15 protein-coding genes and 2 rRNA genes are annotated in these 25,729 nt (G+C 71.3%); 8 read left to right on the forward strand and 9 right to left on the reverse strand.

Annotated elements, in window-relative coordinates:
* Positions 1 to 20: 20 nt before the first annotated feature.
* Positions 21 to 3,142, reverse strand: a 23S ribosomal RNA gene (locus K2224_RS21930).
* A 302-nt stretch (positions 3,143 to 3,444) separates the two neighbouring features.
* Positions 3,445 to 4,973 (reverse strand): 16S ribosomal RNA (locus tag K2224_RS21935).
* Together the 16S and 23S rRNA genes form the textbook arrangement of a ribosomal RNA operon.
* A gap of 585 nt (positions 4,974 to 5,558) precedes the next feature.
* Here K2224_RS21935 and K2224_RS21940 point away from each other — a divergent pair.
* Positions 5,559 to 6,008 carry a PTS glucose transporter subunit IIA gene (locus K2224_RS21940; RefSeq protein WP_221908221.1) on the forward strand — a complete coding sequence of 150 codons (450 nt, stop codon included), beginning with the start codon at positions 5,559 to 5,561 and terminating at the stop codon, positions 6,006 to 6,008.
* A gap of 84 nt (positions 6,009 to 6,092) precedes the next feature.
* Positions 6,093 to 7,763, forward strand: a complete 1,671-nt coding sequence (gene ptsP / locus K2224_RS21945) for a phosphoenolpyruvate--protein phosphotransferase (RefSeq protein ID WP_221908222.1) — start codon at positions 6,093 to 6,095, stop codon at positions 7,761 to 7,763.
* A 104-nt stretch (positions 7,764 to 7,867) separates the two neighbouring features.
* Here ptsP and K2224_RS21950 read toward each other — a convergent pair whose 3' ends face one another.
* Positions 7,868 to 8,785: a hypothetical protein gene (locus K2224_RS21950; protein WP_221908223.1), complete on the reverse strand. Its 918-nt coding sequence runs from the start codon at positions 8,783 to 8,785 to the stop codon at positions 7,868 to 7,870.
* A 148-nt stretch (positions 8,786 to 8,933) separates the two neighbouring features.
* Complete coding sequence (locus tag K2224_RS21955; protein WP_221908224.1) at positions 8,934 to 10,970, reverse strand: acetoacetate--CoA ligase; 2,037 nt, start codon at positions 10,968 to 10,970, stop codon at positions 8,934 to 8,936.
* A gap of 329 nt (positions 10,971 to 11,299) precedes the next feature.
* Here K2224_RS21955 and K2224_RS21960 point away from each other — a divergent pair, with 329 nt between their 5' ends.
* From K2224_RS21960 to glpK, 4 genes are all read left to right on the forward strand, one after another.
* Positions 11,300 to 13,744 carry a glycoside hydrolase family 31 protein gene (locus tag K2224_RS21960; protein ID WP_221908225.1) on the forward strand — a complete coding sequence of 815 codons (2,445 nt, stop codon included), beginning with the start codon at positions 11,300 to 11,302 and terminating at the stop codon, positions 13,742 to 13,744.
* 109 nt (positions 13,745 to 13,853) lie between these two features.
* A complete protein-coding gene (locus K2224_RS21965; RefSeq protein WP_221908226.1) occupies positions 13,854 to 14,708 on the forward strand; it encodes a M15 family metallopeptidase in 855 nt (284 codons plus the stop codon).
* Positions 14,709 to 14,905: 197 nt separating this feature from the next.
* On the forward strand, positions 14,906 to 16,645 hold the full coding sequence (locus tag K2224_RS21970; protein ID WP_260692883.1) for a GGDEF domain-containing protein: 1,740 nt from the start codon (positions 14,906 to 14,908) through the stop codon (positions 16,643 to 16,645).
* 97 nt (positions 16,646 to 16,742) lie between these two features.
* Positions 16,743 to 18,302 carry a glycerol kinase GlpK gene (gene glpK, locus K2224_RS21975; protein ID WP_221908228.1) on the forward strand — a complete coding sequence of 520 codons (1,560 nt, stop codon included), beginning with the start codon at positions 16,743 to 16,745 and terminating at the stop codon, positions 18,300 to 18,302.
* A 129-nt stretch (positions 18,303 to 18,431) separates the two neighbouring features.
* Here the strand turns inward: glpK and K2224_RS21980 are convergent, their stop codons facing one another.
* From K2224_RS21980 to K2224_RS22000, 5 genes are all read right to left on the reverse strand, one after another.
* A complete protein-coding gene (locus K2224_RS21980; protein ID WP_221908229.1) occupies positions 18,432 to 19,043 on the reverse strand; it encodes an ATP/GTP-binding protein in 612 nt (203 codons plus the stop codon).
* 235 nt (positions 19,044 to 19,278) lie between these two features.
* Positions 19,279 to 20,136: an alpha/beta fold hydrolase gene (locus K2224_RS21985; RefSeq protein WP_221908230.1), complete on the reverse strand. Its 858-nt coding sequence runs from the start codon at positions 20,134 to 20,136 to the stop codon at positions 19,279 to 19,281.
* A gap of 175 nt (positions 20,137 to 20,311) precedes the next feature.
* Positions 20,312 to 20,737, reverse strand: coding sequence for a DUF742 domain-containing protein (locus K2224_RS21990; RefSeq protein ID WP_221908231.1), 426 nt, complete (start codon positions 20,735 to 20,737; stop codon positions 20,312 to 20,314).
* 31 nt (positions 20,738 to 20,768) lie between these two features.
* On the reverse strand, positions 20,769 to 21,194 hold the full coding sequence (locus K2224_RS21995; protein WP_221908232.1) for a roadblock/LC7 domain-containing protein: 426 nt from the start codon (positions 21,192 to 21,194) through the stop codon (positions 20,769 to 20,771).
* Positions 21,191 to 23,905 carry a nitrate- and nitrite sensing domain-containing protein gene (locus K2224_RS22000; protein ID WP_221908233.1) on the reverse strand — a complete coding sequence of 905 codons (2,715 nt, stop codon included), beginning with the start codon at positions 23,903 to 23,905 and terminating at the stop codon, positions 21,191 to 21,193. The genes K2224_RS21995 and K2224_RS22000 overlap by 4 nt, the downstream gene beginning before the upstream one ends.
* A 145-nt stretch (positions 23,906 to 24,050) precedes the next feature.
* Here K2224_RS22000 and K2224_RS22005 point away from each other — a divergent pair, with 145 nt between their 5' ends.
* A complete protein-coding gene (locus K2224_RS22005; RefSeq protein ID WP_399019291.1) occupies positions 24,051 to 24,659 on the forward strand; it encodes a hypothetical protein in 609 nt (202 codons plus the stop codon).
* A 228-nt stretch (positions 24,660 to 24,887) separates the two neighbouring features.
* Complete coding sequence (locus K2224_RS22010) at positions 24,888 to 25,691, forward strand: IclR family transcriptional regulator (RefSeq protein WP_221908235.1); 804 nt, start codon at positions 24,888 to 24,890, stop codon at positions 25,689 to 25,691.
* Positions 25,692 to 25,729 lie beyond the last annotated feature (38 nt).

Raw genomic sequence — 25,729 nt, forward strand, 5'->3', positions numbered from 1 at the left:
CACAGTGGACGCGAGCAACTGAGGACAAGCCCTCGGCCTATTAGTACCAGTCAACTCCACACCTTACGATGCTTCCATATCTGGCCTATCAACCCAGTCGTCTACTGGGAGCCTTACCCCATCAAGTGGGAGGGAGCCCTCATCTCGAAGCAGGCTTCCCGCTTAGATGCTTTCAGCGGTTATCCTTTCCGAACGTAGCCAACCAGCCATGCCCTTGGCAGAACAACTGGCACACCAGAGGTCCGTCCGTCCCGGTCCTCTCGTACTAGGGACAGCCCTTCTCAAGACTCCTACGCGCACAGCGGATAGGGACCGAACTGTCTCACGACGTTCTAAACCCAGCTCGCGTACCGCTTTAATGGGCGAACAGCCCAACCCTTGGGACCGACTCCAGCCCCAGGATGCGACGAGCCGACATCGAGGTGCCAAACCATCCCGTCGATATGGACTCTTGGGGAAGATCAGCCTGTTATCCCCGGGGTACCTTTTATCCGTTGAGCGACGGCGCTTCCACAAGCCACCGCCGGATCACTAGTCCCTACTTTCGTACCTGCTCGACCCGTCAGTCTCACAGTCAAGCTCCCTTGTGCACTTACACTCAACACCTGATTACCAACCAGGCTGAGGGAACCTTTGGGCGCCTCCGTTACCCTTTAGGAGGCAACCGCCCCAGTTAAACTACCCACCAGACACTGTCCCTGATCCGGATCACGGACCCAGGTTAGACATCCAGCACGACCAGAGTGGTATTTCAACAACGACTCCACACCAACTGGCGTTGGCGCTTCACAGTCTCCCACCTATCCTACACAAGCCGAACCGAACACCAATATCAAGCTATAGTAAAGGTCCCGGGGTCTTTCCGTCCTGCTGCGCGAAACGAGCATCTTTACTCGTAATGCAATTTCACCGGGCCTATGGTTGAGACAGTCGAGAAGTCGTTACGCCATTCGTGCAGGTCGGAACTTACCCGACAAGGAATTTCGCTACCTTAGGATGGTTATAGTTACCACCGCCGTTTACTGGCGCTTAAGTTCTCAGCTTCGCCCCACCGAAATGGAGCTAACCGGTCCCCTTAACGTTCCAGCACCGGGCAGGCGTCAGTCCGTATACATCGCCTTACGGCTTCGCACGGACCTGTGTTTTTAGTAAACAGTCGCTTCTCGCTGGTCTCTGCGGCCACCCCCAGCTCAGGAAGCAAGTTCCCTCACCAGAAATGGCCCCCCTTCTCCCGAAGTTACGGGGGCATTTTGCCGAGTTCCTTAACCATAGTTCACCCGAACGCCTCGGTATTCTCTACCTGACCACCTGAGTCGGTTTAGGGTACGGGCCGCCTTGAAACTCACTAGAGGCTTTTCTCGACAGCATAGGATCATCCACTTCACCACAATCGGCTCGGCATCAGGTCTCAGCCTTAACGTGCGACGGATTTGCCTATCACACGGCCTACACCCTTACCCCGGGACAACCACCGCCCGGGCTGGACTACCTTCCTGCGTCACCCCATCGCTTACCTACTACAAGTCTGGTCCGTCGGCTCCACCACTCCCCTCAACTCCGAAGAGATCAGGGCGGCTTCACGGACTTAGCATCGCCTGATTCAGTACTGGGCGCTTCAAAGCGGGTACCGGAATATCAACCGGTTGTCCATCGACTACGCCTGTCGGCCTCGCCTTAGGTCCCGACTTACCCTGGGCAGATCAGCTTGACCCAGGAACCCTTAGTCAATCGGCGCAAGAGTTTCCCACTCTTGTATCGCTACTCATGCCTGCATTCTCACTCGTGAACCGTCCACAACTCGCTTCCACGGCTGCTTCACCCGGCACACGACGCTCCCCTACCCATCACAACAGGCGTTAGCCCTCATGCTGCAATGACACGACTTCGGCGGTGTACTTGAGCCCCGCTACATTGTCGGCGCGGAATCACTTGACCAGTGAGCTATTACGCACTCTTTCAAGGGTGGCTGCTTCTAAGCCAACCTCCTGGTTGTCTCTGCGACTCCACATCCTTTCCCACTTAGCACACGCTTAGGGGCCTTAGTCGATGCTCTGGGCTGTTTCCCTCTCGACCATGGAGCTTATCCCCCACAGTCTCACTGCCGCGCTCTCACTTACCGGCATTCGGAGTTTGGCTAAGGTCAGTAACCCGGTAGGGCCCATCGCCTATCCAGTGCTCTACCTCCGGCAAGAAACACACGACGCTGCACCTAAATGCATTTCGGGGAGAACCAGCTATCACGGAGTTTGATTGGCCTTTCACCCCTAACCACAGGTCATCCCCCAGGTTTTCAACCCTGGTGGGTTCGGTCCTCCACGAAGTCTTACCTCCGCTTCAACCTGCCCATGGCTAGATCACTCCGCTTCGGGTCTAGAGCGTGCAACTCAAACGCCCTCTTCGGACTCGCTTTCGCTACGGCTTCCCCACACGGGTTAACCTCGCTACACACCGCTAACTCGCAGGCTCATTCTTCAAAAGGCACGCAGTCACGACTGATGAGAAAACTCACCAGCGACGCTCCCACGGCTTGTAGGCACACGGTTTCAGGTACTATTTCACTCCGCTCCCGCGGTACTTTTCACCATTCCCTCACGGTACTATCCGCTATCGGTCACCAGGGAATATTTAGGCTTAACGGGTGGTCCCGCCAGATTCACACGGGATTTCTCGGGCCCCGTGCTACTTGGGTGTCTCTCAAACGAGCCGCTAATGTTTCAGCTACGGGGGTCTTACCCTCTACGCCGGACCTTTCGCATGTCCTTCGCCTACATCAACGGTTTCTGACTCGTCCCACAGCCGGCAGACTGCAGAAAAGAGATCCCACAACCCCGCACTGGCAACCCCTGCCGGGTATCACACCAATACGGTTTGGCCTCATCCAGTTTCGCTCGCCACTACTCCCGGAATCACGGTTGTTTTCTCTTCCTGCGGGTACTGAGATGTTTCACTTCCCCGCGTTCCCTCCACACTGCCTATGTGTTCAGCAGCGGGTGACAGCCCATGACGACTGCCGGGTTTCCCCATTCGGACACCCCCGGATCAAAGCTCGGTTGACAGCTCCCCGGGGCCTATCGCGGCCTCCCACGTCCTTCATCGGTTCCTGGTGCCAAGGCATCCACCGTGCGCCCTTAAAAACTTGGCCACAGATGCTCGCGTCCACTGTGCAGTTCTCAAACAACGACCAGCCACCCGTCACACACCACCAACGTGGCGCTTCACCGGGACCGGCATTCGAAGGGCAAGCAACGCTCGCACCCTCAGACACCCAACAGCGCGCCCGACCCGACCAGATGAGACCCCGCGTTCCACGCCGAAGCAGTACTAACAGTCCCCATCACGATCGTGCCGAATAGTCAACGTTCCACCCATGAGCAACCAGCATCAGACACTCGCTGATGTACTGGCCTCTGACCAAACCGAAGCCTGGTAAGAAGTGCTCCTTAGAAAGGAGGTGATCCAGCCGCACCTTCCGGTACGGCTACCTTGTTACGACTTCGTCCCAATCGCCAGTCCCACCTTCGACGATTCCCTCCCACAAGGGGTTGGGCCACCGGCTTCGGGTGTTACCGACTTTCGTGACGTGACGGGCGGTGTGTACAAGGCCCGGGAACGTATTCACCGCAGCAATGCTGATCTGCGATTACTAGCAACTCCGACTTCATGGGGTCGAGTTGCAGACCCCAATCCGAACTGAGACCGGCTTTTTGAGATTCGCTCCACCTCACGGTATCGCAGCTCATTGTACCGGCCATTGTAGCACGTGTGCAGCCCAAGACATAAGGGGCATGATGACTTGACGTCGTCCCCACCTTCCTCCGAGTTGACCCCGGCAGTCTCCTGTGAGTCCCCATCACCCCGAAAGGCATGCTGGCAACACAGAACAAGGGTTGCGCTCGTTGCGGGACTTAACCCAACATCTCACGACACGAGCTGACGACAGCCATGCACCACCTGTACACCGACCACAAGGGGGACCCTGTCTCCAGAGTTTTCCGGTGTATGTCAAGCCTTGGTAAGGTTCTTCGCGTTGCGTCGAATTAAGCCACATGCTCCGCTGCTTGTGCGGGCCCCCGTCAATTCCTTTGAGTTTTAGCCTTGCGGCCGTACTCCCCAGGCGGGGAACTTAATGCGTTAGCTGCGGCACGGACGACGTGGAATGTCGCCCACACCTAGTTCCCAACGTTTACGGCGTGGACTACCAGGGTATCTAATCCTGTTCGCTCCCCACGCTTTCGCTCCTCAGCGTCAGTATCGGCCCAGAGATCCGCCTTCGCCACCGGTGTTCCTCCTGATATCTGCGCATTTCACCGCTACACCAGGAATTCCGATCTCCCCTACCGAACTCTAGCCTGCCCGTATCGAATGCAGACCCGGAGTTAAGCCCCGGGCTTTCACATCCGACGCGACAAGCCGCCTACGAGCTCTTTACGCCCAATAATTCCGGACAACGCTCGCGCCCTACGTATTACCGCGGCTGCTGGCACGTAGTTAGCCGGCGCTTCTTCTGCAGGTACCGTCACTCTCGCTTCTTCCCTGCTGAAAGAGGTTTACAACCCGAAGGCCGTCATCCCTCACGCGGCGTCGCTGCATCAGGCTTTCGCCCATTGTGCAATATTCCCCACTGCTGCCTCCCGTAGGAGTCTGGGCCGTGTCTCAGTCCCAGTGTGGCCGGTCGCCCTCTCAGGCCGGCTACCCGTCGTCGCCTTGGTGAGCCATTACCTCACCAACAAGCTGATAGGCCGCGGGCTCATCCTTCACCGCCGGAGCTTTCCACACACAGAAGATGCCTCCGTGTGTCATATCCGGTATTAGACCCCGTTTCCAGGGCTTGTCCCAGAGTGAAGGGCAGATTGCCCACGTGTTACTCACCCGTTCGCCACTAATCCCCGACCGAAGCCGGTTCATCGTTCGACTTGCATGTGTTAAGCACGCCGCCAGCGTTCGTCCTGAGCCAGGATCAAACTCTCCGTGAATGCTTCCCCGTAATCGGGGCGAACACCACGAGAGCGGAACCACAAGGAGGAATAATCCCCGCGGTTCACAGCGTCCTCGCTGTGCGCCTCCCAAAGCTTTGGAAGGACTTTCAAAGGAACCTCGCCCCAACATGACGTTGGAGACGGGGTATCAACATATCTGGCGTTGACTTTTGGCACGCTGTTGAGTTCTCAAGGAACGGACGCTTCCTTTGGATTCCCTTCCGGGTTTCCGCCGGGCGCTTCCCTTCGGTGTTCCACACTCTATCAGGGCTTTTCCGGCTTTTCGAACCGCGCTTTTCTGCAGGCATGCAGAATTGCGTGATCCGAGCATCTGGATCATGACTCTGAGGAGTGCCGCCCACTCAGCCGGTCGCGCTGGGCGCTTCCTGGCTGTCCGGGGCAGAGCTAAGACAGTACAGGGGCCCGGTGGGCGAGGCAAATCGATTCGGCGCCGGACGGGGCATCAACTGGGCTCTGTCATGCGGAACCGTCAGTTCTTATGACTTACGCTTCTCAACGGTGCGCCGTCCGGGACAGGCAGTGACGGCGGCCTGATGAATCTTCACCCCTGGGAGGTTTCCCATGACCACCGTGACGTCCCCCCTTGCCGGACGCGCCATCGGACTGGCGGCCGTGCCGGACCCCGTCTTCTCCGGCGCGATGGTGGGCCCCGGCACCGCCATCGACCCGGTTCGTGAGCCCTCGGAGGCGGTGTCGCCCGTGGAGGGCGTGGTCGTCTCCTTGCACCCGCATGCGTTCGTCGTCGTGGACGCCGAAGGACACGGCGTGCTGACGCACCTCGGTATCGACACCGTGCAGCTCAACGGCGAAGGCTTCGAACTGCTGGTGAACAAGGGCGACACCGTCACCCGCGGACAGGCCGTCGTGCGCTGGAACCCGGCTGCGGTCGAGGAGGCCGGCAAGTCGCCGGTGTGCCCCGTCGTCGCGCTGGAGGCGACCGCGGACTCGCTCGGCGACGTCCGCGAGGACGGCGAGGTCAAGGCCGGCGACGAGCTCTTCTCCTGGCAGTAGGGGCAACCGGTCGCCGTTGCGAGACGGCAGGTACGACATCCACCGCGGCGGCCGGGCCCGCCGCAACAACCGGAGACGGGTGACATGGAGACAACGCTGCGGGGCGTCGGGGTGAGCCACGGCGTGGCCATCGGCGAGGTGCGGCACATGGGGACGGCGGTGCTGGAGCCGCCGGCCAAGCAGATTCCGGCGGAGGAGGCGGAGCGCGAACAGGGGCGCGCCCGCCAGGCCGTGGAGGCTGTGGCCGCCGATCTGATCGCGCGGGGCAATCTGGCGGGCGGCGAGGCACAGCACGTGCTGGAGGCGCAGGCCATGATGGCCCAGGACCCCGAGCTGATGGCCGATGTCGAGCGGCGGATCGCCGTGGGCAGCACGGCCGAGCGCGCGGTGTACGACGCGTTCGCCGCCTACCGGGCGCTGCTGGCCGGGGCGGGTGAGTACCTGGCGGGCCGGGTGGCCGACCTCGACGACGTGCGGAACCGTATCGTCGCGCGGCTGCTGGGCGTGCCGATGCCGGGTGTGCCGGACAGCGACGAGCCGTACGTGCTGATCGCGCGGGATCTCGCACCGGCCGACACGGCGCTGCTGGACCCGACGCTGGTGCTCGGGTTCGTGACCGAGGAGGGCGGGCCGACCAGCCACAGCGCGATTCTGGCGCGGGCGCTGGGGGTGCCGGCCGTGGTGGCGCTGCCCGGTGCGGGCGAGCTCGTCGAGGGCACCGTGATCGCGGTGGACGGCAGCACCGGTGAGGTGTTCGTCGACCCGAGCGCGGAGAAGAAGGCGGAGCTGACGCGGGCGGCCGAGGAGCGCAAGGCGGCGCTGGCGGCGGCGTCCGGTCCGGGTGCCACGTCCGACGGGCACAAGGTGCCGCTGCTGGCGAACGTCGGCGGGCCGGCGGATGTGCCGGCGGCCGTGGAGGCCGGTGCGGAGGGCGTCGGGCTGTTCCGTACGGAGTTCCTGTTCCTGGACGACAGCAAGCAGGCGCCGTCGGAGGAGAAGCAGGTCGAGGCGTACCGGAAGGTGCTGGAAGCCTTTCCGGAGGGGCGTGTGGTCGTACGCGTGCTGGACGCCGGGGCGGACAAGCCGCTGGACTTCCTGACGCCTGCGGACGAGCCGAACCCGGCGCTGGGTGTCCGGGGTCTGCGGACGCTGCTGGACCACCCCGAGGTGCTGCGGACGCAGCTTCGGGCGCTGGCGAAGGCCGCCGAGGGGCTGCCGGTGTACCTGGAGGTCATGGCGCCGATGGTGGCGGACCGGACCGACGCCAGGGCGTTCGCGGACGCGTGCCGGGAGGCCGGGCTGCGGGCGAAGTTCGGTGCGATGGTCGAGATTCCGTCGGCGGCGCTGCGGGCCCGGTCGATCCTCCAGGAGGTGGAGTTCCTGTCGCTGGGCACCAACGACCTGGCGCAGTACACCTTTGCGGCGGACCGGCAGGTGGGCGCGGTGTCGCGTTTGCAGGACCCGTGGCAGCCGGCGCTGCTGGACCTGGTGGCGGCTTCGGCCGAGGCCGCGAAGGCCGAGGGCAAGAGCTGTGGCGTGTGTGGTGAGGCGGCCTCCGATCCGCTGTTGGCGTGTGTGCTGACGGGGCTGGGCGTCACCAGCCTGTCGATGGGTGCGGCGTCGCTCCCGTATGTGCGGGCGACGCTGGCCAAGCACACGCTGGCGCAGTGCGAGCGGGCCGCTGCCGCGGCGCGGGCCGCGGACACCGCGGAGGATGCCCGGGCGGCCGCGCAGGCGGTGCTCTCCGGGGAGTGATCCGGGCGGCGCGCGACGCCGTGTGAGGTGATCGGGACGGCCGTCCCGCCGATGTGGCGGGGCGGCCGTCCCGCATGTGCGTGGGGGGCCGGCCCCGCTGGGTGTCAGGGGTGGCAGTGGGGGCCGGGTGGGGGTGGGAGGGGCAGGCCGGGGGCGTGGTCGACGCGGTGTTCGGGCGGGATGGGCTCGTCGGTTTCGGGGTCGGTGCAGTAGGCGTCGAAGATCTCGGCGGCGCTGATGGGGTCGGGCCAGGCGCCGCGGAGGCGCCAGCCGCGGACGGTGGCGGGACCGGGGTCGGTGGGGTGGTCGTCGGTGGTGGGGATGGTGCGGCAGACCAGGGCGCCTGTGACGGGTTGGGCGAGGGCGGCGGCGAGGACCGTGCAGAACGCGAGGGTTTCGGATGGGGGGAGGTGGGGCGGGGTGTCGTCGGGGGTGACGGTGGCGTGCAGATAGGCGCGGAGCGAACCGGTGGGGTCGGGGAGGGTGCAGACGAGGTGATGGGTGCCCTCCCCCAGGGCCGCGAGGAGGTGGTGGAGGGCGGCGGTGGCCCGGGTGAAGGCGGCGTGTGCGAGGTCCTCGCCGCAGGTGGCGCAGCGGCCGGCGCGGGCGAGGAGGGTGGTGGCGCGGTCGCAGGATTCCCGGCGGGCGGCTTCTTCGGTGAGTAAGGGGAGGAGACGGTCGAGCGGGGTGCCGTCATAGGCGAGGGAGGCGCCGGTGCAGGCGACGGCGGCGGTGTAGCGGCTGCGGCTGGCCGGGGCGTCCGGGTCGAGGCCGTGGTCGGCGCAGTAGCGGGCGAAGGCGGCCGGGTCGAAGAGGCAGAGGGTGGTGTGCACGCCCTGGGCGGCGAGGGTGCGCAGCAGGGTCTCCAACTGGCGGAGGTAGCCGCGGTGGTCGTCGAAGGGGAAGGTGCGGTAGCGGCGCATGGCGGCGAAGTCCCGGGCGTCGGCGAGGACGGCGGCGGTGCTGGGGAGTTCGCGGCGGAGCGGGTGGGCGGGGTGGTGGGTGGGTCGGGCGGGTGTCATGGCTCCCCCTCGGTGGGTGCGCTGGTCGGGCGGACGGGTCGGCGTCACTGGTCGGACGACGACTGTCACCGAGAGTAATCGGGGGGTCTGACAACGGCGGGACGGCCGGCGCCGGGGCGGGGTGCCGCCGGCGCCGGTCCGCCCGCTCTCATGTGGCGCGGTACCTGGCGCGGTCGGCGGCGATCCGCTCGTAGAAGTGGAGGAGTTCGAGGTCGTCGACGGAGCCGGGGTTGACGGCCTTTTCGAGAGGGGTGCCCTGGAGGAGGCGCTTGACGGGGACCTCGATGCGCTTGCCGGTGAGGGTGTGCGGGACGCCGGGGGCCTCGATGATCTCGTCGGGGACGTGGCGGGGGGAGAGCTGTTCGCGGATGGTCCGCTTGATGCGGTCGCGGAGGGCGTCGTCCAGGGTGGCGCCCGGGGCGAGGTGGACGAAGAGGGGCATCCAGTAGCCGCCGTCGGGGAGTTCGAGGCCGATGACGAGGGATTCGCGGATCTCGGGGAGGCGTTCGACGGCCTCGTAGATGTCGGCGGAGCCCATCCGGACGCCCTGGCGGTTGAGGGTGGAGTCGGAGCGGCCGTGGATGACGACGCTGCCGCGGGAGGTGAGGGTGATCCAGTCGCCGTGCCGCCAGACGCCGGGGTAGGTGTCGAAGTAGCTGTCGTGGTAGCGGGTGCCGTCGGGGTCGTTCCAGAAGCGGGTGGGCATGGACGGCATGGGCTTGGTGACGACGAGTTCGCCGACCTCGTCGATGACCGGCCTGCCCTGGGGGTCCCATGCCTGGAGGTCGGTGCCCAGGCAGGCGGCCTGGAGTTCGCCGATGTGGACGGGGAGGGTGGGTACGGCGCCGGCGAAGCAGCTGCAGACGTCGGTGCCGCCGCTGACGGAGGCGGTCCACAGGTCGGTGCCGGTCTCGGCGAAGGTGTCGTGGAGCCAGCGGAAGCCGTCGGGCGGGAGCGGGGAGCCGGTGGTGGCGACGCAGGTGACGGTGGAGAGGTCGAGGTCGCGGGCGGGGTGCAGGCCGGCCTTGCGGCAGGCCATGACGTAGGCGGCGGAGGTGCCGAAGACGGTGGCGCGGGTGGCGGCGGCGACCTGCCACTGGGCGGCGGTGTCGGGGTGGCCGGGGCTGCCGTCGTACAGGACGATCGTGGATCCGGCGAGCAGGCCGCCGACGAGGAAGTTCCACATCATCCAGCCGGTGGAGGTGTACCAGAAGAAGCGGTCGTCGGGGCCGAGGTCGCAGTGCAGGCCGGTCTGCTTGAGGTGTTCGAGGAGGATGCCGCCCTGGGACTGGACGATGGCCTTGGGGAGGCCGGTGGTGCCGGAGGAGTACAGGACCCACAGCGGGTGGTCGAAGGGGACCTGCTCGAAGACCGGGTCGGTGGCATCGGAGGTCAGGTCGGACCATTCCAGGGCGCCTTCGGGGGCGGGGGTGCCGAGCAGGGGGACGTGGACGACGGCGCGCAGGGTGGGGAGTTCGGCGCGGAGTTCGGCGACGGTGTCCCGGCGGTCGTGTTCCTTGCCGCCGTAGCGGTAGCCGTCGACGGTGAACAGGACGACCGGTTCGACCTGCTGGAAGCGGTCCAGGACGCTGCGGGCGCCGAAGTCGGGGGCGCAGGAGGTCCAGACGGCGCCGACCGCGGCGGTGGCGAGGAGGGCGACCACGGCCTGCGGGATGTTGGGGAGGTAGCCGCTGACGCGGTCGCCGGGGCGGACGCCGAGCCGGCGGAGGGCGGCGGCCAGGGAGCCGACCTGGGTGCGGAGTTCGGCCCAGGTGACGGGGGCGGGTTCCTGGCGTTCGTCGACGTGGAGGAGGGCGGGGGTGTCGGCGCGGGCGGCGTCCTCGGCGGTGCGCAGGGCGTGTTCGGCGTAGTTGAGGGTGGCGCCGGGGAACCAGCGGGCGCCGGGCATGGTGCGGTCGGCGAGGACGGTGTCGTAGGGGGTGGTGAAGCGGACGTCGAACCATTCGGCGACGGCCTGCCAGAAGGTCGGCAGCTGGTCGACGGACCAGCGGTGCAGGGCGGCGTAACCGGCAGCGGGGTCGCCGGGGGTGGGGGCGGGGGCGCCGTGGTGGGTGGCGGCCCAGGTGTGGAAGCGGGTGACCTGTGCGCCGGCGATCCGGTCCGGGCCGGGCTGCCAGAGGGGTTCCGGGGCCGGCTGGGCGGCGGAGTGCGGTGCGGTGGTCATGATGCGGCTCCTGGCAGGTACGCGTCGTGGGCGTCGGCCGTGCGCGGTGGCGGGGGTCCCCCGGTGGGGCGCGTGGCCGGCTTGTGTGGACGATGCCATGTGATCGACTTGTGCACCAGGGTGGATCGGCACATTCGGGGGTGGGGGGCCGGCGGGTGCGGGGCGCGGCGGGGAGGTGGTCCGGGACGGTTCGGGGTGGTTCGACGGGGACGGTTCCGGCCAGTGGGCCGAGCGGCCAGGGCCGGTGGGGTGGCCGGGTCGGCGGTGCGCAGGTGAACGGGAGTTGAACGGTTCCCGCCGGAGGGGTCGGCAGTGGCAGGCTGACCGGCATGAACGGGCGTGATCTGGTGCGGTCGGTACGGATGGTCAGGGCGGTCGGGCCGGCGCAGGGGCTGCGGTCCGTGCGTGCGGCGTGGCGCCGGAGCAGGGCGGATGCGCGGGCGCTGCCGCGGCGGGGGGCGGAGCGGGCGCGGGTGCCGGGTACGGCGCTGGCGGCGGAGCCGTTGCCGGGTGGCGGGGTGATCCGTTTCGCGCGGTCGTCGCTGCGGGTGCGGGTCGCGGCGGGGGGCGCGGTGTTCTGCGGGTGGGACGGGGCCGGGCCGGAGCCGTCGTATGCGCTGGCCGGGGCGTGTCCGGCGGTGGACCCTCGGGCGGTGCTGGAGCCGGACACGGAGGGCGGCTGGCGGATCGTCTCGGAGCGGGTGCTGGTGGTGGTGTCGCGGTTCGGTGGGGTGGAGGTGCGGACGCCGGGCGGGGCGATGCTGCGGCGGGAGCTGCCGCCGCGCTGGTGGGACCGGGTGGCGGAGGCCGGGGCGGGTGCGGCGGGTGCCGGGGCGCAGGGGTGCGGAGCGGACGGGGACGGGCGGCCCGAGGGGGCGGTGGCGTCGCGGTGGGTGCAGCGGTCGGAGGTGACGGCGGACGCGCGGTTCTTCGGGCTGGGCAGCCGGTCGGCGGGGCCGCGGCTGCGGGACGGGGTGTACCGGCTGTGGAACACCGATCCGGGCGGCGCGTTCGGGCCCGGGGACGATCCGCTGTATCTGACGATGCCGGTGCAGATGGTGGTGGCGGACGCGGGGACGCACCTGGTGTTCCACGACAACTCCTGGGACGGCCGGGTGGCGTTGCAGGAGGGGGCGGAGGGCGCCGGGTCGGGGCACGACCGGCCGGGCACCTGCGAGCTGCGGATGGACGGCGGGCCGCTGCGCTACTGGGTGCTGGCGGGGACGCCGGCCCGGGTGCTGCTGGGGTGGACGGCGCTGACGGGCGCGCCGGCGCTGCCGCCCCGTTGGGCGCTGGGGTATCAGCACGCCCGGTGGGGGTTCGGCAGTGCCGACGAGGTGCGGCGGGTGGTGGCGGGCTATCGGGAGCGGGGGCTGCCGCTGTCGGCGGTCCATCTGGACATCGACCACTACGACGGGCACCGGGTGTTCACCGTGGACCGCGGGCGGTTCCCGGATCTGCCGGGGCTGGCCGGGGAGTTGCGGTCCGAGGGCGTGCGGCTGGTGTCGATCGTGGACCCGGCGGTGAAGGCGGAGCCGGGGAACGCGGTGTACGACGGCGGGGCGGCGGTGGACGGCTTCGTACGGGACGCGCGGGGGCGGGTGGTGCGGGGCGAGGTGTGGCCGGGCGAGTCGGTGTATCCGGACTTCACCGACGCGCGGGTGCGCAAGTGGTGGGGGGCGCTGTACGCGGAGCGGCTGGCGCAGGGGTTCTCCGGGGTGTGGCACGACATGAACGAGCCGGTGTCGTTCGCGGCGTTCGGGGAGCCGACGCTGCCCCGGTCGGCGCGGCACGACCTGGAGGGGCGCGGCGGTGACCACCGGGAGGCGCACAACGTCTACGGGCTGGCCATGGCGCAGGCGGCCTACGAGGGGCTGTGCGAACTGCGGCCCGGGGAGCGGCCGTTCCTCTTCTCCCGGTCGGGGTGGGCGGGGCTGCAGCGGTACGGGGGGACGTGGTCGGGGGACGTGGCGACCGGGTGGCCGGGGCTGCGGGCGTCGTTGGCGCTGGTGCTGGGGCTGGGGTTGTGCGGGGTGCCGTACAGCGGGCCGGATGTGGGCGGCTTCTCGGGGGTGCCGTCGCCGGAGCTGTATCTGCGGTGGTTCCAACTGGGTGCGTATCTGCCGTTGTTCCGTACGCATTCGGCGCTCTGGGCGGGGCGGCGGGAGCCGTGGGAGTACGGGGAGGAGGTGCTGGCGCACGCGCGGGCGGCGCTGCGGGAGCGGGAGCGGCTGGTGCCGTACTTCGTGACGCTGGGGCAGTTGGCGCGGCTGTCGGGGGCGCCGTATGTGCGTCCGGTGTGGTGGGGTGCGCCGCGGGACCGGGCGCTGCGGGACTGCGAGGACGCGTTCCTGTTGGGGGACGCGCTGTTGGTGGCGCCCATAGTGGAGGCGGGGGCGGTGCGGCGGGCGGTGCGGTTGCCGCGCGGCCGGTGGTACGACACGGCGACCGGGCGGGCGTACGAGGGGCCGGGGCGGGTGTGGGTGGACGCGCCGCTGTCCCGTATTCCGGTGCTGGCGCGGGCGGGTGCGGTGCTGCCGGTGGCGGGGGCGGACGGTGGGACGGAGCTGGAGGTGTGGGCGCCGGCGGCCGGGCGTACGGGCGGGGGGCTGGTGGTGCCGGACGGCGGGGACGGCTGGCGGCGGCCGGAGGTGGAACGGTTCGCCTCCCGGTGGGAGGGCGGCCGGGTGGTCGTCGAGCGGCGGGACGGGGGTCCGGCGGGGTATCCGGTGCGGGTGCGGGGGTTGGAGGGGCCGGGGCCGGTGGTGGGCTGAACGGGGCGGCGGGTAGGGCCTGTTGGGGCGCGCGGGTGCGCGGGGCGGTGGTGTACGGGCGGTGGGCCGGGGGTTCCCCTGGGCCCGCCGGGGCTGGTAGACGAGGGGCATGCCGAGACTTGCTGCCACGCGGCGCGGCCTGGTCGCCGCGGCCGCCGCCCTGTTGGCCCTCACCGCCGTCCCGTCGGGTGCCGCCGCGCGGACCGTCGCCGCGCCGTCGTCGGGCGGCACCGGGGAGGGTGCGCGGGCCCATGACCCGAAGGCGCCGAGGGAGTTCGTGGCGTTGCGCGAGGTGGATCCCACGATCATCCAGGAGATCCGCTATGCCACCCCGCACGATTTCGTGGGGGTGCCGGTGACGGGTTATCGGGAGCCGATGTGCATTCTGACGCGGGGTGCGGCGCGGGCGCTGCACCGGGCGCAGCTGTCCTTCCTGCTGCGCGGCTACTCCCTCAAGGTCTATGACTGCTATCGCCCGCAGCGGGCGGTGGACCACTTCGTGGCGTGGGCGAAGGACCTGTCGGACCAGCGGATGAAGGCGGAGTTCTATCCGCGGGTGGACAAGTCGGTGCTGTTCCGGGACGGGTACATCGCCCAGAAGTCCGGGCACAGCAGGGGCAGTACGGTGGATCTGACGCTGGTCCGGCTGCCGGCGCGGCCGACCCGGCCGTATGTGCCCGGGGAGCCGTTGACGTCCTGCTTCGGGCCGAAGGCGAGCCGTTTCCCGGACAACTCCCTGGACATGGGGACCGGCTTCGACTGCTTCGACACCCTCGCGCACACCCTGGACCCGCGGACAGGGGGGCAGCAGCGGGCGAACCGGCTGTTGCTGAAGGCGGGGCTGGAGCGCGCCGGGTTCGTGAACTACGCGGACGAGTGGTGGCACTACACCTTCTCGCCGGAGACGTTTCCGGACACCTATTTCGACTTCCCGGTGGCGCGCGGTTCGCTGGTGCGGCGCTGAGGGGTGGGCGCCGGTGCGGCGGTGTCCGTGCCGACGCCCACCGGCCCGGCCCGAGGGACAACCCGGAGCTGACGCTCCATCACATAGCGCTCCGGCGGCTCCGGTTGCCACCCGCACGGTCGTACCCTCCGGAAGGGTGCGTGAACAGTGCGTGAACGGGGTGCCGCCGGTGCCGTGCGGGCGGCATGCTGCTCCTCGTGCCTGCCTGGACCGACCAGCTCCGCTTCGCTTTCCAGCCCGTGGTGAACCTCGCGACCGGCACGGTCGCCGCGCTGGAGCCGCTCGCCAGACCCGAGGACGGCGAGACCGACCTGCTGACCCGTGCGCGCCACTGCCCCGAACTGGACGCCGAGCTGGCCGCGCTCGCCGTCCGGGCCGCGGCGGAGCAGGAGACGCCGCTGCCCCTGCACGTCAACGTCTTCGCGGGGACGCTCGCGCGCCGGCCCGGGCTGGCGTCGCTGGGCGAGGCGGTGCGGGACGTGGGGCGGCGGCCGTGGGAGATCACGCTGGATCTGGTCGGGCCGTTCGGTCCGGTCCCCGAGCGGGAGCTGCTGACGGCGGTGGCGGGGCTGCGGGACGCGGGCTACCGGATCTGCGCGGACGGGGTCGGGGACGGCGACCTGCCGCTCCGACTGCTGGGTGAACTCTCGCCGCACCTGGTCAAGTTGGACCGTTCGCTGTGTACGCGGCTGGAGCGCGATCCGGGGCGGCAGGCGGCGGTGGCCGCGATGCGGGAGCTGTGCGACCGGGTGGGCGGGCTGCTGGCCATCGAGGGGGTGGAGACCGAGCGGCAGTACATGGCGGTGCGGGAGGCCGGGGTGCAGCTGGCACAGGGGAACCTCTTCGCGCCGCCGGCGCGGCGGGCGACGGCCGAGGTGTATCTGCCGGCCTCGCATCCGCCGCCGGTGAGCGGCCGGCCGGCCCCGGACCGCCCGCCGTCGGGGCCGCCGGTGGCGCAGTTCCTCCAGCCGGCGGCGCTGCTGCCGATGGAGGCGTCGGCGGGCGCGGTGCGCAGCCATCTGACGGGGTTCCCGGAGGTGTCGGGGGTGCTGCTGGTGGACGCGGAGGGGGTGCCGGTGCGGGCGATCGACCGCGACCGCTTCCTGCTCTCGCTCTCCGGGCGGTACGGGCACGCGCTGTACGCGGACCGGCCGGCGCTGCGGCTGGCGGACCGGCCGCGGACGGTGGGCGTCGACGCCACCGCCTGGCAGGTGCTGGACATGATCGCCGACGGGGAGCGGGACCGTACCGGGGACGATGTGGCGGTGGTGGACGAGCACGGCCGCTGCATCGGGGTGGTGCATCTCGCGGACATCCTGCGGGCGCTGGCCGAGAGCCGGGTGGAGGAAGCGGCGCGGCTCAATCCGCTGACCCGGCTGCCCGGTTCGGACGCGGTCAACGCCGAGGTGGACCGGCGGGTCGCGGAGGGCCGGGAGTTCGCCCTGAGCTGGCTGGACGTGGACGGGTTCAAGCAGGTCAACGACGGGGCCGGGTTCGCGGCGGGGGACGAGCTGATCCGGGCGGTGGGGCGGACGCTGGCCGAGGTGGCGGTGGACGAGCCGGGCTGCCGGGTGGGGCACATCGGCGGGGACGACTTCCTGGTGCTGGCCGAGCCGGACGGGCTGGAGCCGTTCGCCAAGGCGCTGTTGGACGTGGACTGGTCGGCGGGCGAGATGCCGGTGACGCTGTCGCTGGCGACGGTGGTCTGCCCGCCCGGGAGCGTCACCGGCCACGGCCCGGCGGCGGCCGCGCTGGCGCCGTTGAAGAAGGCCGCCAAGGAACTGCCGGGGGCGAGCTGGGTGGTGGGGCGGCCGGGGACGGAGCGTACGGAGGTGCGGCGCGGGGCGGCCGCGCGGGTGCCGGGCCCGGCGGGCGCGAAAGAGGCGGCGGGGGGCGCGGTGGCGGAGGCGGACGCGGGGTCCCCCGCGCGGCCTTGACGGCCCATCGGCCGCGGAGAACACTTCCGGGTGCCGGTCGCCGGCTGCCCCGTGGGCACCGCCGTACCGCCGGCCATCACTGCGGGAGGCGGGACGGATGACGACCCTGCACACCGGGACGGGCGGACGGCGCGGAGCGGACGGCACGTATGTCGCCGCGATCGACCAGGGGACGACGTCGAGCCGCTGCATCATCTTCGACCGCGCCGGCGCGGTGGTCGCCGCCGACCAGCAGGAGCACCGCCAGATCTTCCCCCGGCCCGGCTGGGTGGAGCACGACGCCGACGAGATCTGGGCACGGGTGCAGGCGGTGGTCGCGGGCGCGCTGGCCCGGGCGGGGCTGCGGGCCGACGAGCTGAGTGCGCTGGGCATCACCAACCAGCGGGAGACCACGGTGCTGTGGGACCGGGGCACCGGCCGGCCGGTCCATCACGCCGTGGTCTGGCAGGACACCCGGACCGACCGGCTCTGCGCCGAGCTGGGCGGGGCGGCCGGCCCGGACCGCTTCCGGGAGACCACCGGACTGCCGCTGGCGAGCTACTTCTCCGGGCCGAAGGCGGCCTGGCTGCTGGACGAGGTGCCGGGGCTGCGGGCCCGCGCCGAGCGTGGCGAGATCGCGTTCGGCACCGTCGACTCCTGGCTGATCTGGAACCTCACCGGCGGCATCGACGGCGGGGTGCACGTCACGGACGTCACCAACGCCGCCCGCACGCTGCTGATGGATCTGCGCACCCTTCAGTGGGATCCGGCGATCCTGTCGGCGATGCGGCTGCCGGAGGCGATGCTGCCGGAGATCAGGTCGTCGGCGGAGGTGTACGGGACGGCGGTGGGGCAGTTGGCGGGCGTTCCGGTGGCGTCGGCGCTGGGCGACCAGCAGGCGGCGGTCTTCGGGCAGACCTGCTACGGCGTCGGCGAGGCCAAGAACACCTACGGCACCGGCTCGTTCCTGCTGCTCAACACCGGAGACCGGCCGGTGCCGTCGCGGCACGGGCTGCTGACGACCCTGGGCTACCGGCTCGGCGGGGAGCCGCCCGTCTACTGCCTGGAGGGCTCGATCGCCGTCACGGGCGCGCTGGTGCAGTGGTTCCGCGACCAGCTCGGGCTGATCTCCTCGGCGGCCGGGATCGAGGAGCTGGCGGCGAGCGTTCCGGACAACGGCGGCGCCTATGTCGTGCCGGCGTTCTCGGGCCTGTTCGCGCCCCACTGGCGCTCCGACGCGCGCGGGGTGATCACCGGGCTGACCGGGTACGTCACCAAGGCCCATCTGGCGCGCGCGGTGCTGGAGGCGACCAGCTGGCAGACCCGCGAGGTGGTGGACGCGATGGTGCGGGACTCGGGGGTGCCGATCACCCGGCTCAAGGCCGACGGCGGGATGACCGCCAACGGCCTGCTGATGCAGCACCAGGCGGATGTGCTGGGGGTGCCGGTGATCCGTCCGGTGGTGTCGGAGACGACGTGCCTGGGCGCGGCGTACGCGGCCGGGCTCGCCACCGGTGTCTGGCAGGACCTGGACGAGCTGCGGTCCCACTGGCGGCCGGACACCGAGTGGACGCCGCGGCTCGATGCGGCGGTCCGGGAGCGCGAGTACGCCAACTGGCGCCGGGCGGTGGAGCGGAGCTTCGGCTGGCTGGCGGAGGACGGCGGCGGCACGTCCTGAGGCCGGCGGCCGGCAGGCGTACGGCCCGCACCCCGGGCGGCGGGGTACGGGCCGTACTTCCGCGCCCCGTCAGGGAGGCGCGGGTCCGGGTGGCGCGCACCGGGCGGCGCGGTGCCGGGGCGGCGCCGGTCAGGGCAGGGCGGGCTCGCGCTGCTGGGCGCCGCGGTGCATCGCGTGCTCGACGACGGCGATCAGCACGTCCCGGACTGAGTCCCGCTCCCGGGCGTCGCAGAGCAGCACTGGCACCGCGGGGTCGAGGTCCAGGGCCTCCCGGACGGCCTCGGCGGGGTAGCGGTCGGCGCCGTCGAAGCAGTTGACGGCGACGACGAAGGGCAGGCCGCGGCGCTCGAAGTAGTCGACGGCGGCGAAGCTGTCGGCCAGGCGGCGGGTGTCGGCGAGCACCACCGCGCCGAGCGCGCCGCGGGCCAACTCGTCCCACAGGAACCAGAAGCGGTCCTGGCCGGGGGTGCCGAAGAGGTAGAGGACCAGTTCGTCGTGGACGGTGATCCGGCCGAAGTCCATCGCGACGGTGGTGGTGGACTTGGCCTCGACGCCGTGCAGGTCGTCGACCGGGCGGCCGGCCTCGGTGAGCCGCTCCTCGGTCCGCAGCGGCCGGATCTCGCTGACCGCGCCGACCAGGGTGGTCTTGCCGACGCCGAAGCCGCCCGCGACGAGGATCTTGAGCGTCACCGGCTCGGCCGCGGCGGGCCGGCGACGGCGTTCGGAACGCCCGAAGACCATGGGTTTCGTTCTCCTGGTTGCCGTGGATACGGGGCACGGGGCAGCGCGGGACGCCCCGGTGCACTGGCGGCCGCCGCCGGGCGGTCGCCAGTGCACCGTACAACGTGGCCGGTACGGCGCCCACTTGAGGTGCGGTCGGACCGTGCGGGACCACCGGGCCAAGGCCGCCAACCGCCCCAAAAGGGCCGTGCGGCGGGCGGATCAGCCCGGCCGGTGGGCGGCTGGGGCGCTTCCGTCAGAAGCGCCCCAGGTGGTCGAGGATCTTCGGTACGACGAGGGCCGGGACCTCTTCGGGCAGCCAGTGACTGGCGCCGTCCAGGGCCTCGAAGGAGTAGGGGCCGTCCACCCACTCCCCCGTCGACTCGGCGGCGGTGCGGCCCAGGGCGATGTCCTCGCTGCCCCACAGGAAGAGGGTGGGCACCGTGATCCGGCCGGCGGGCACGGAGATCACCGCCTCGGGGGCGCGGTACCAGTTCAGGGCCGCGGTCAGCGCGCCGGGCTCGGCGAGCCGCCGGACGTTGTCCTCGACCAGGTCGGCGGGCACCTTGCCGCCGTAGACGGCGCGCAGCCGGGCCGCGTCGTCGGCGAGCAGGGCGGACTCGGCGGCTCCGTCGGGGCGGCGGAAGAAGCGGACGTAGTCCAGCCGGTGGTGCTGTTCGGGGTCGCCGGCGGCGGCGCGGTTGAGCGCCTCGGGGTGCGGGGTGGCGAGGACGGTCAGCGAGGCCAGCCGCTCGGGGTGGGCGCCGGCCAGCGCCCAGGCGACCAGGCCGCCCCAGTCGTGGGAGACGAGGTGGAAGCGGTCGGCGCCCTGGGCGTCGGCGAAGGCGAGGGCGTCGGCGACGAGTTCGGGGACGGCGTAGTCGGCGATCCGGGGCGGGCGGGCGTCCGGGGAGTAGCCGCGCTGGTCGACGGCGACCGCGCGGTATCCGGCGGCGCCCAGGGCGGGCAGCACCGCGCGCCAGGAGTCGGCGAACTCGGGCCAGCCGTGCAGCAGCAGGACGACCTCGCCGTCGGCCGGTCCGCAGGCCAGGGCGTCGAAGGTGTGGGGTCCGGCGGTGATCCGCAGGCGTTCGAGGGGGGCGGGGTCGGCCATGGCGGGGGGGGGCTCCTGGGTTCGGGCGCCGGCCTCGGTACGGGGCGTGCGGTGGCGGCCGGCGGGACGGCACATGATCATCGGCTGCCGTGGGGTGCGGCACCGGGGCCGCCCGCCCGTCGGGCGGGGCGGGCGGCGGGGTGGTGGTGGTGCGCGGCGGCGTCCGGCCGGGGCGTCACAGTGCGCGGAGGCCGTCTATGACCTCGCGCAGCACGTCCTCGTCGGGCAGTTCGGCCGGCGGCACCGGGCGGGTGACATGGACCAGCCCGGCGTCCAGCAGATCGCCGACCAGGACCCGGACCACGCCGACCGGCAGGTCGAACTCGGCCGCCAGCTCGGCGACCGACTGCGGCGTCTCCCGGCACAGCTCGACGATGTCCACCTGCTCCGGGGACAGCGTCTGGTCGGTGATCGGCTCGTCGGCGCGGCTCTCGGCGATCACCAGGGCGATCAGGTCCAGCCGCCCCTCGGCGGCCGTCCGGGTGCGCCCGCGCGTCATCGCGTACGGGCGGACGACCGGGCCCGCGTCGTCGTCGAACCAGTCGTCGAACCACCGGGCCGGCTGCCGTTCCGGTGCCGGCCGGCCCTCCTGATCGGTCATGGCGTCACCGTAGTCGTACTCGGCCGGCAGGTCAGGACCGGGGCGCGGTGCCCAGGTGCATGCCGACGCGCTTGACGAGCAGGGTCATCTCGTAGGCGACCAGCCCGACGTCGGAGTCGGCGTCGGCGAGGACCGCCAGGCAGCTGCCGTCGCCGGCGGCGCTGACGAAGAGGAACGCGTCGTCCAGCTCGACCAGGGTCTGCCGGACCTGGCCGGCGTCGAAGTGCCGGCCGACGCCCTTGGCGAGGCTGTGGAAGCCGGAGGCGACCGCGGCCAGGTGCTCGCTGTCCTCGCGGCTGAGGTCCTTGGAGGCGCCGGTGGCCAGGCCGTCGCTGGAGAGGACCAGCGCCTTGCGGATGCTGCCGACCCGCTCGACCAGCTCGTCCAGGAGCCAGTTCAGCTCGCCGGATCCGTGCGGCGGTACTGCGGTGGAAGCGGATGCCTTCGGTGCGGTCATGGACCGTCCTCTCCCGATGTGGTTCGTGGTGCGGTTGCTCCCCCGGCGGCGCCGTCTGCGGTGCCCCGGTCCGGGGGTGTGGGGGCGTGCGGGGCCCGGTCGTTCTCCCGGCGGCCGCGCTGCCAGCCGCGCTGGAGCGAGGCCATCCGGGCCCGGACCGCCTCGGCGTCCCGGTCGTCCGCGGCCGGTGCGGCCGGGCGGTCCGCGGGGGACCCGGCGCCCGGGTCGGTCCTGAGCTGCGGGGCGAGGCTGGCCTGGCGCACCCGGCGGGGCAGGCCCTTGGGGGTGGTGGCCGGGACGGGGGTGCCGTCGGCCGGGGGCTCGTCGGGGGTGTGCTGCGCGGTGGCCGGCGGTTCGGCGGGCTGCGGGCGCTCCTGCCGGCCGTCCTCGTCCGGGGTCCGGGCGGCGTCCACGGTCCGGCCGTGGTCGGAGACCAGGACCGGGGTGCGGGGGCGGCGGGGCAGCGGGGTGAGGTTGCCGGTCGGCGCCTGGTCGCCGGCCTGCTGGTGCTGTTCGCCGGACGGGATGTCGGCGCGCCCGGGTGCGCTCCTGGGACCGTGCGGCGCGGCGGGCCGCCGGCCGCCGCGGCCGCGGGTCCGGTCGCGGAACAACGCCCCCTGGTCGTCGGCGGGTTCGGCGGCACGGTCGCGGGACGCGGGGGCCGCCGGTTCGGCCGGGCCGTCGAGGGCGTCGCCGCGGGGGCGCCTGGGCAGCGGGACCGGCACCTGGGCGAGCGGGTCGAGGCCGGCGTCCTCGGACGTCTCGGCGCCGGCCCCGGTGTCGGTGGCGGACGGTCCGGCGGGGCGGGCGCCCCCGGCCGTGTCTGTGAGCAGCGCGCCGGGGACGAGGACCACGGCGGTGGTGCCGCCGTACGGCGAGGGCTGGAGGGAGACCCGGACGCCCTGCCGCTGGGCGAGCCGGCTGACGACGAAGAGGCCGAGCCGGTCGGTGTCGGACAGTTCGAACTCGGGCGTCTCGGCGAGCCGGAGGTTGGCGTCCAGCAGCTGGTCGGGGGACATGCCCAGGCCGCGGTCGTGGATCTCCAGGGTGTAGCCGTTGGAGACCTGTGCGCCGAGCACCTGGACGGCGGTGTGCGGCGGGGAGAAGACCGTGGCGTTCTCCAGGAGTTCGGCGATCAGGTGGGTGAGGTCGGAGACCGCGGGGCCGTCCACCGCGAGCCGGGGCAGCCGGCGGACCTCGATGCGCTCGTAGTCCTCGACCTCGGCGACCGCCGCGCGCACCACGTCCATCAGCTGGACCGGCTTGCGCCACTGCCGGGAGGGGGCGGCGCCGGAGAGGATGACCAGGCCCTCGGCGTGCCGCCGCATACGGGTCGTCATGTGGTCGAGCCGGAAGAGGTCGGCGAGTTCGTCGGTGTCCTCGGTGCGCCGCTCCATGGCGTCCAGGAGCGTCAGTTGGCGGTGCAGGAGGACCTGGCTGCGGCGGGCGAGGTTGACGAAGACCTCGGAGACGCCGCGGCGCATGTCGGCCTGTTTGACGGCGGCCTCGATCGCGGCCCGCTGGAGGGTGTTGAGCGCCTGCCCGACCTGGCCGGTCTCGTCCGGGCCGAACTCCAGCCGGGGCGCCTCGGTCTCCACGTCGACGTGTTCGCCGGCGGCCAGCCGGCGCATCACGCTCGGCAGTCGCACTCCGGAGACCTCGTGGGCGGTTTTGCGGAGCCGGGTCAGGTCCCGGACGTGCCGGCGGCCGATGCGCAGCGAGACGACGACCGAGACCAGCAGCGCGACGAAGCCGAGCACGCCGGTGGCGACGGCCTTGACGATGATGCGGGTGGCGACCGGTGCGACCCGGTCCTGGTAGCGGTCGCCGGCCTCCCGGCCCATCCGGCCGAGGTCGCCGAGGACCTTTTCCGCCGCGGTGTTCCAGCGGTCGGCGTTGACCGCGTGCGCGGCGTTCGCCGGGTCCGCGGCGATCACCTTGTCCTCGTAGGAGGTGAGTTCGCGGGCGGCTGCCGAGTGCCAGTAGTCCTCGTAGATGCCGCGGTCGGTGGCGGGCAGCAGGGAGAGGTTGGTGCTGTAGAGGATGCGGCGCTCGGCGATCCGGTCGGAGAGGGCGCGCTGGTCGTGCCTGCCGATGCTGCCGGAGGCGAGGATCGCGGACATCAGGGCGTCCTCGCGGGAGAACGCCTCGCGGGCGCGGGTGACGTTGACCAGGGCGCGGCCCTGCTTGTCCATCTCGACGTTCTCCAGGGCGTGGAGGGCGGCGAGCAGGTCGTAGCCGGGGTCGACCAGGGCGTCGTAGGACTCCATGGCCTCGTCGCGGCCGATCCGGTTGTCCTCGACCTGGGTGCGCAGGGCGTCCAGGCCGTCCAGGCCCTTGACGAGGTCGTCGACCTTGCGGGCGGCCGAGCCGGCCAGGTCCTCACGGATGTCCTGGATGTCGACGTCGTCGTGGAGCCGGGTCACGGCGTCGTCGGTGGCCCGGGTCTGGCCGCGGAGTTCGGTGAGCGCGTTGGCGCCGCGGCGGTCGGCGAGGTAGAGCAGGCTCTGCCGGCGCTCGCGCTGGAGGGCCTGGATGACGTCCTCGACCGGGTAGCCGAGGCTGCGGACGACGGTGCCGACTTCGAGGAGCTGGTCGGCCTCGCGTCCGGTGAAGTAGGTCGTGACGCTCCACATCACCGTCAGGGACACCAGCGGCACGAGCAGCAGCGCCACGATCTTCCGGCGGACCGACCTCCCGCGAAAGCGCATGGCCTCCCCTACGTCGCCCCCCGGCGTGCGGGGTTGGTGTTCCGTCAACAGCGGCGCGAGCCTACTACTGTCGGGGGAACGAGCCGAGGCCCGGCGGGGCGGCTGGCGGCGCCGACGGGCCGGGATCGTCACGAGATGTCCGGCGATGACCGGACGGCCGGCGGGCGAGTGTGGCTATGACCACCCGGGGCGCGCGGGCGGCCGGACCCGGTCCGGGCGCTTCGGCGCACCCCGGTGCGTGGCGCCGGCGACGGATGCGGGGTGGACAGGAGCACCTCCCGTGTGGCATGTATCCGGTGAAACCCGGGCAGCCGACGAGGAGTCGGACAGCCCCGGGTGGGACGCGGGGAGAGTACGGGAGTGTGACGCGATGGACGGCGGCAGGCGTCCCTTGTGGCAGGAGGAGACGAAGGTCCGGCGCCGGATGGCCGACCCGGTGCGCACGGCCGCGGTCCGCGCCGTGATCGTCGTGGCGGTCACCCTGATCCAGGCCATGGTGGCCTTCCTGTGCACCTTGGCGAGGTCGTGGTTCGCCTTCCCCGCGGTGCTGTGCACGGTCGCCAGCACCGTCGTCGCCACCTGGGCGGTGCTGGACGTCTGGGTGACGCGCCAGGTCTGGGTGCAGCGGCACGGGGTGCGGTCCGAACCGAGCAGTACCGCCCGGGAGTTGCGCCGGGAGCGCCGGGAGGCGCGCCGCCGGGAGCGGCGTCACCCGCCGGAGGAGCCGGCACGGACGGACCGCGCGGCGGCCTGACGGGCGACGCGACGGGCGGGCACGCCGGTGTGCACGCCCAACGTCGCTGTGTGCGGCCGGCGTTCGCCATGGCGGCCCCGGCACCGATCGCTATCATGACGTTGTGAATCGCGCATCACCTCGCACGATGCGCAACAGAATCCACGCCGGGGAGCGCCCCGCCAAGGGCTTCCCGGAGAGCGGCCCCAGGACGTGCCCCCGGCCCGACGGGCGGTGGGGCGACGAGCCATGGCGAAGACGAAGAACGCGGCGGAGGAGCCCGCCGAGGAGCGGCGCGGGGCGGGTTCCGTCCAGTCCGTGGACCGCGCGGTGAGCGTACTGGAGAGCCTGGCCCGACTGGGCGAGGCCGGGGTCACCGAACTCGCCGACGAACTGGGCGTGCACAAGTCGACGGCGTTCCGGATCCTGGGCGTGCTGGAGAACCGCGGCCTGGTGGAGCAGGAGAAGGAGCGCGGCAAGTACTTCCTGGGTGCCGGGGTGCTGCGGCTGGCCGGCGCGGCCGCGATCCGGCTGGACATCTCGCAGGAGGGCCAGCCGGTGTGCCGGGCACTGGCCGACGAGACCGGCGAGACCGCCAACATCGCGGTGCTGGACGGCGATGCCGCGGTCAACATCATGCAGGCCCGGGGCGCCGCCGCGGTCACCGCCTTCAACTGGCTGGGCCGCCGCACCCCGCTGCACGCCACCGCCAGCGGCAAGGTCCTGCTGGCCCACCTGCCCCGGGAGCGCCGGGAGGCGCTGCTGGGCCGCAAGCTGCCGCGGTTCACCGACGGCACGCTGACCGCCCCGGCCGCCGTGCGGGACCAGCTGACGGCCGTCCGCGCGGACGGATTCGCCCGCACCGCCGAGGAGTTCGAGACCGGGCTGAACGCCGTCGCGGCGCCGGTGCGCTCCTACGACGGCGCGGTGATCGGGGCGATCGGGGTCTCCGGGCCCGCCTACCGGATGGCCCCGGAGCGCCTCCCGGAACTGACGGAGGCGGCGGTGCAGGCCGCGGCCGAGCTCTCCCGCCGCATGGGGTACGGCGGCTGAACCCGGCGCGGCGGCGGGCGCGGCGGGGCGGCCGCCGC

The sequence above is a fragment of the Streptomyces sp. BHT-5-2 genome, assembly GCF_019774615.1.
Classification (GTDB): domain Bacteria; phylum Actinomycetota; class Actinomycetes; order Streptomycetales; family Streptomycetaceae; genus Streptomyces.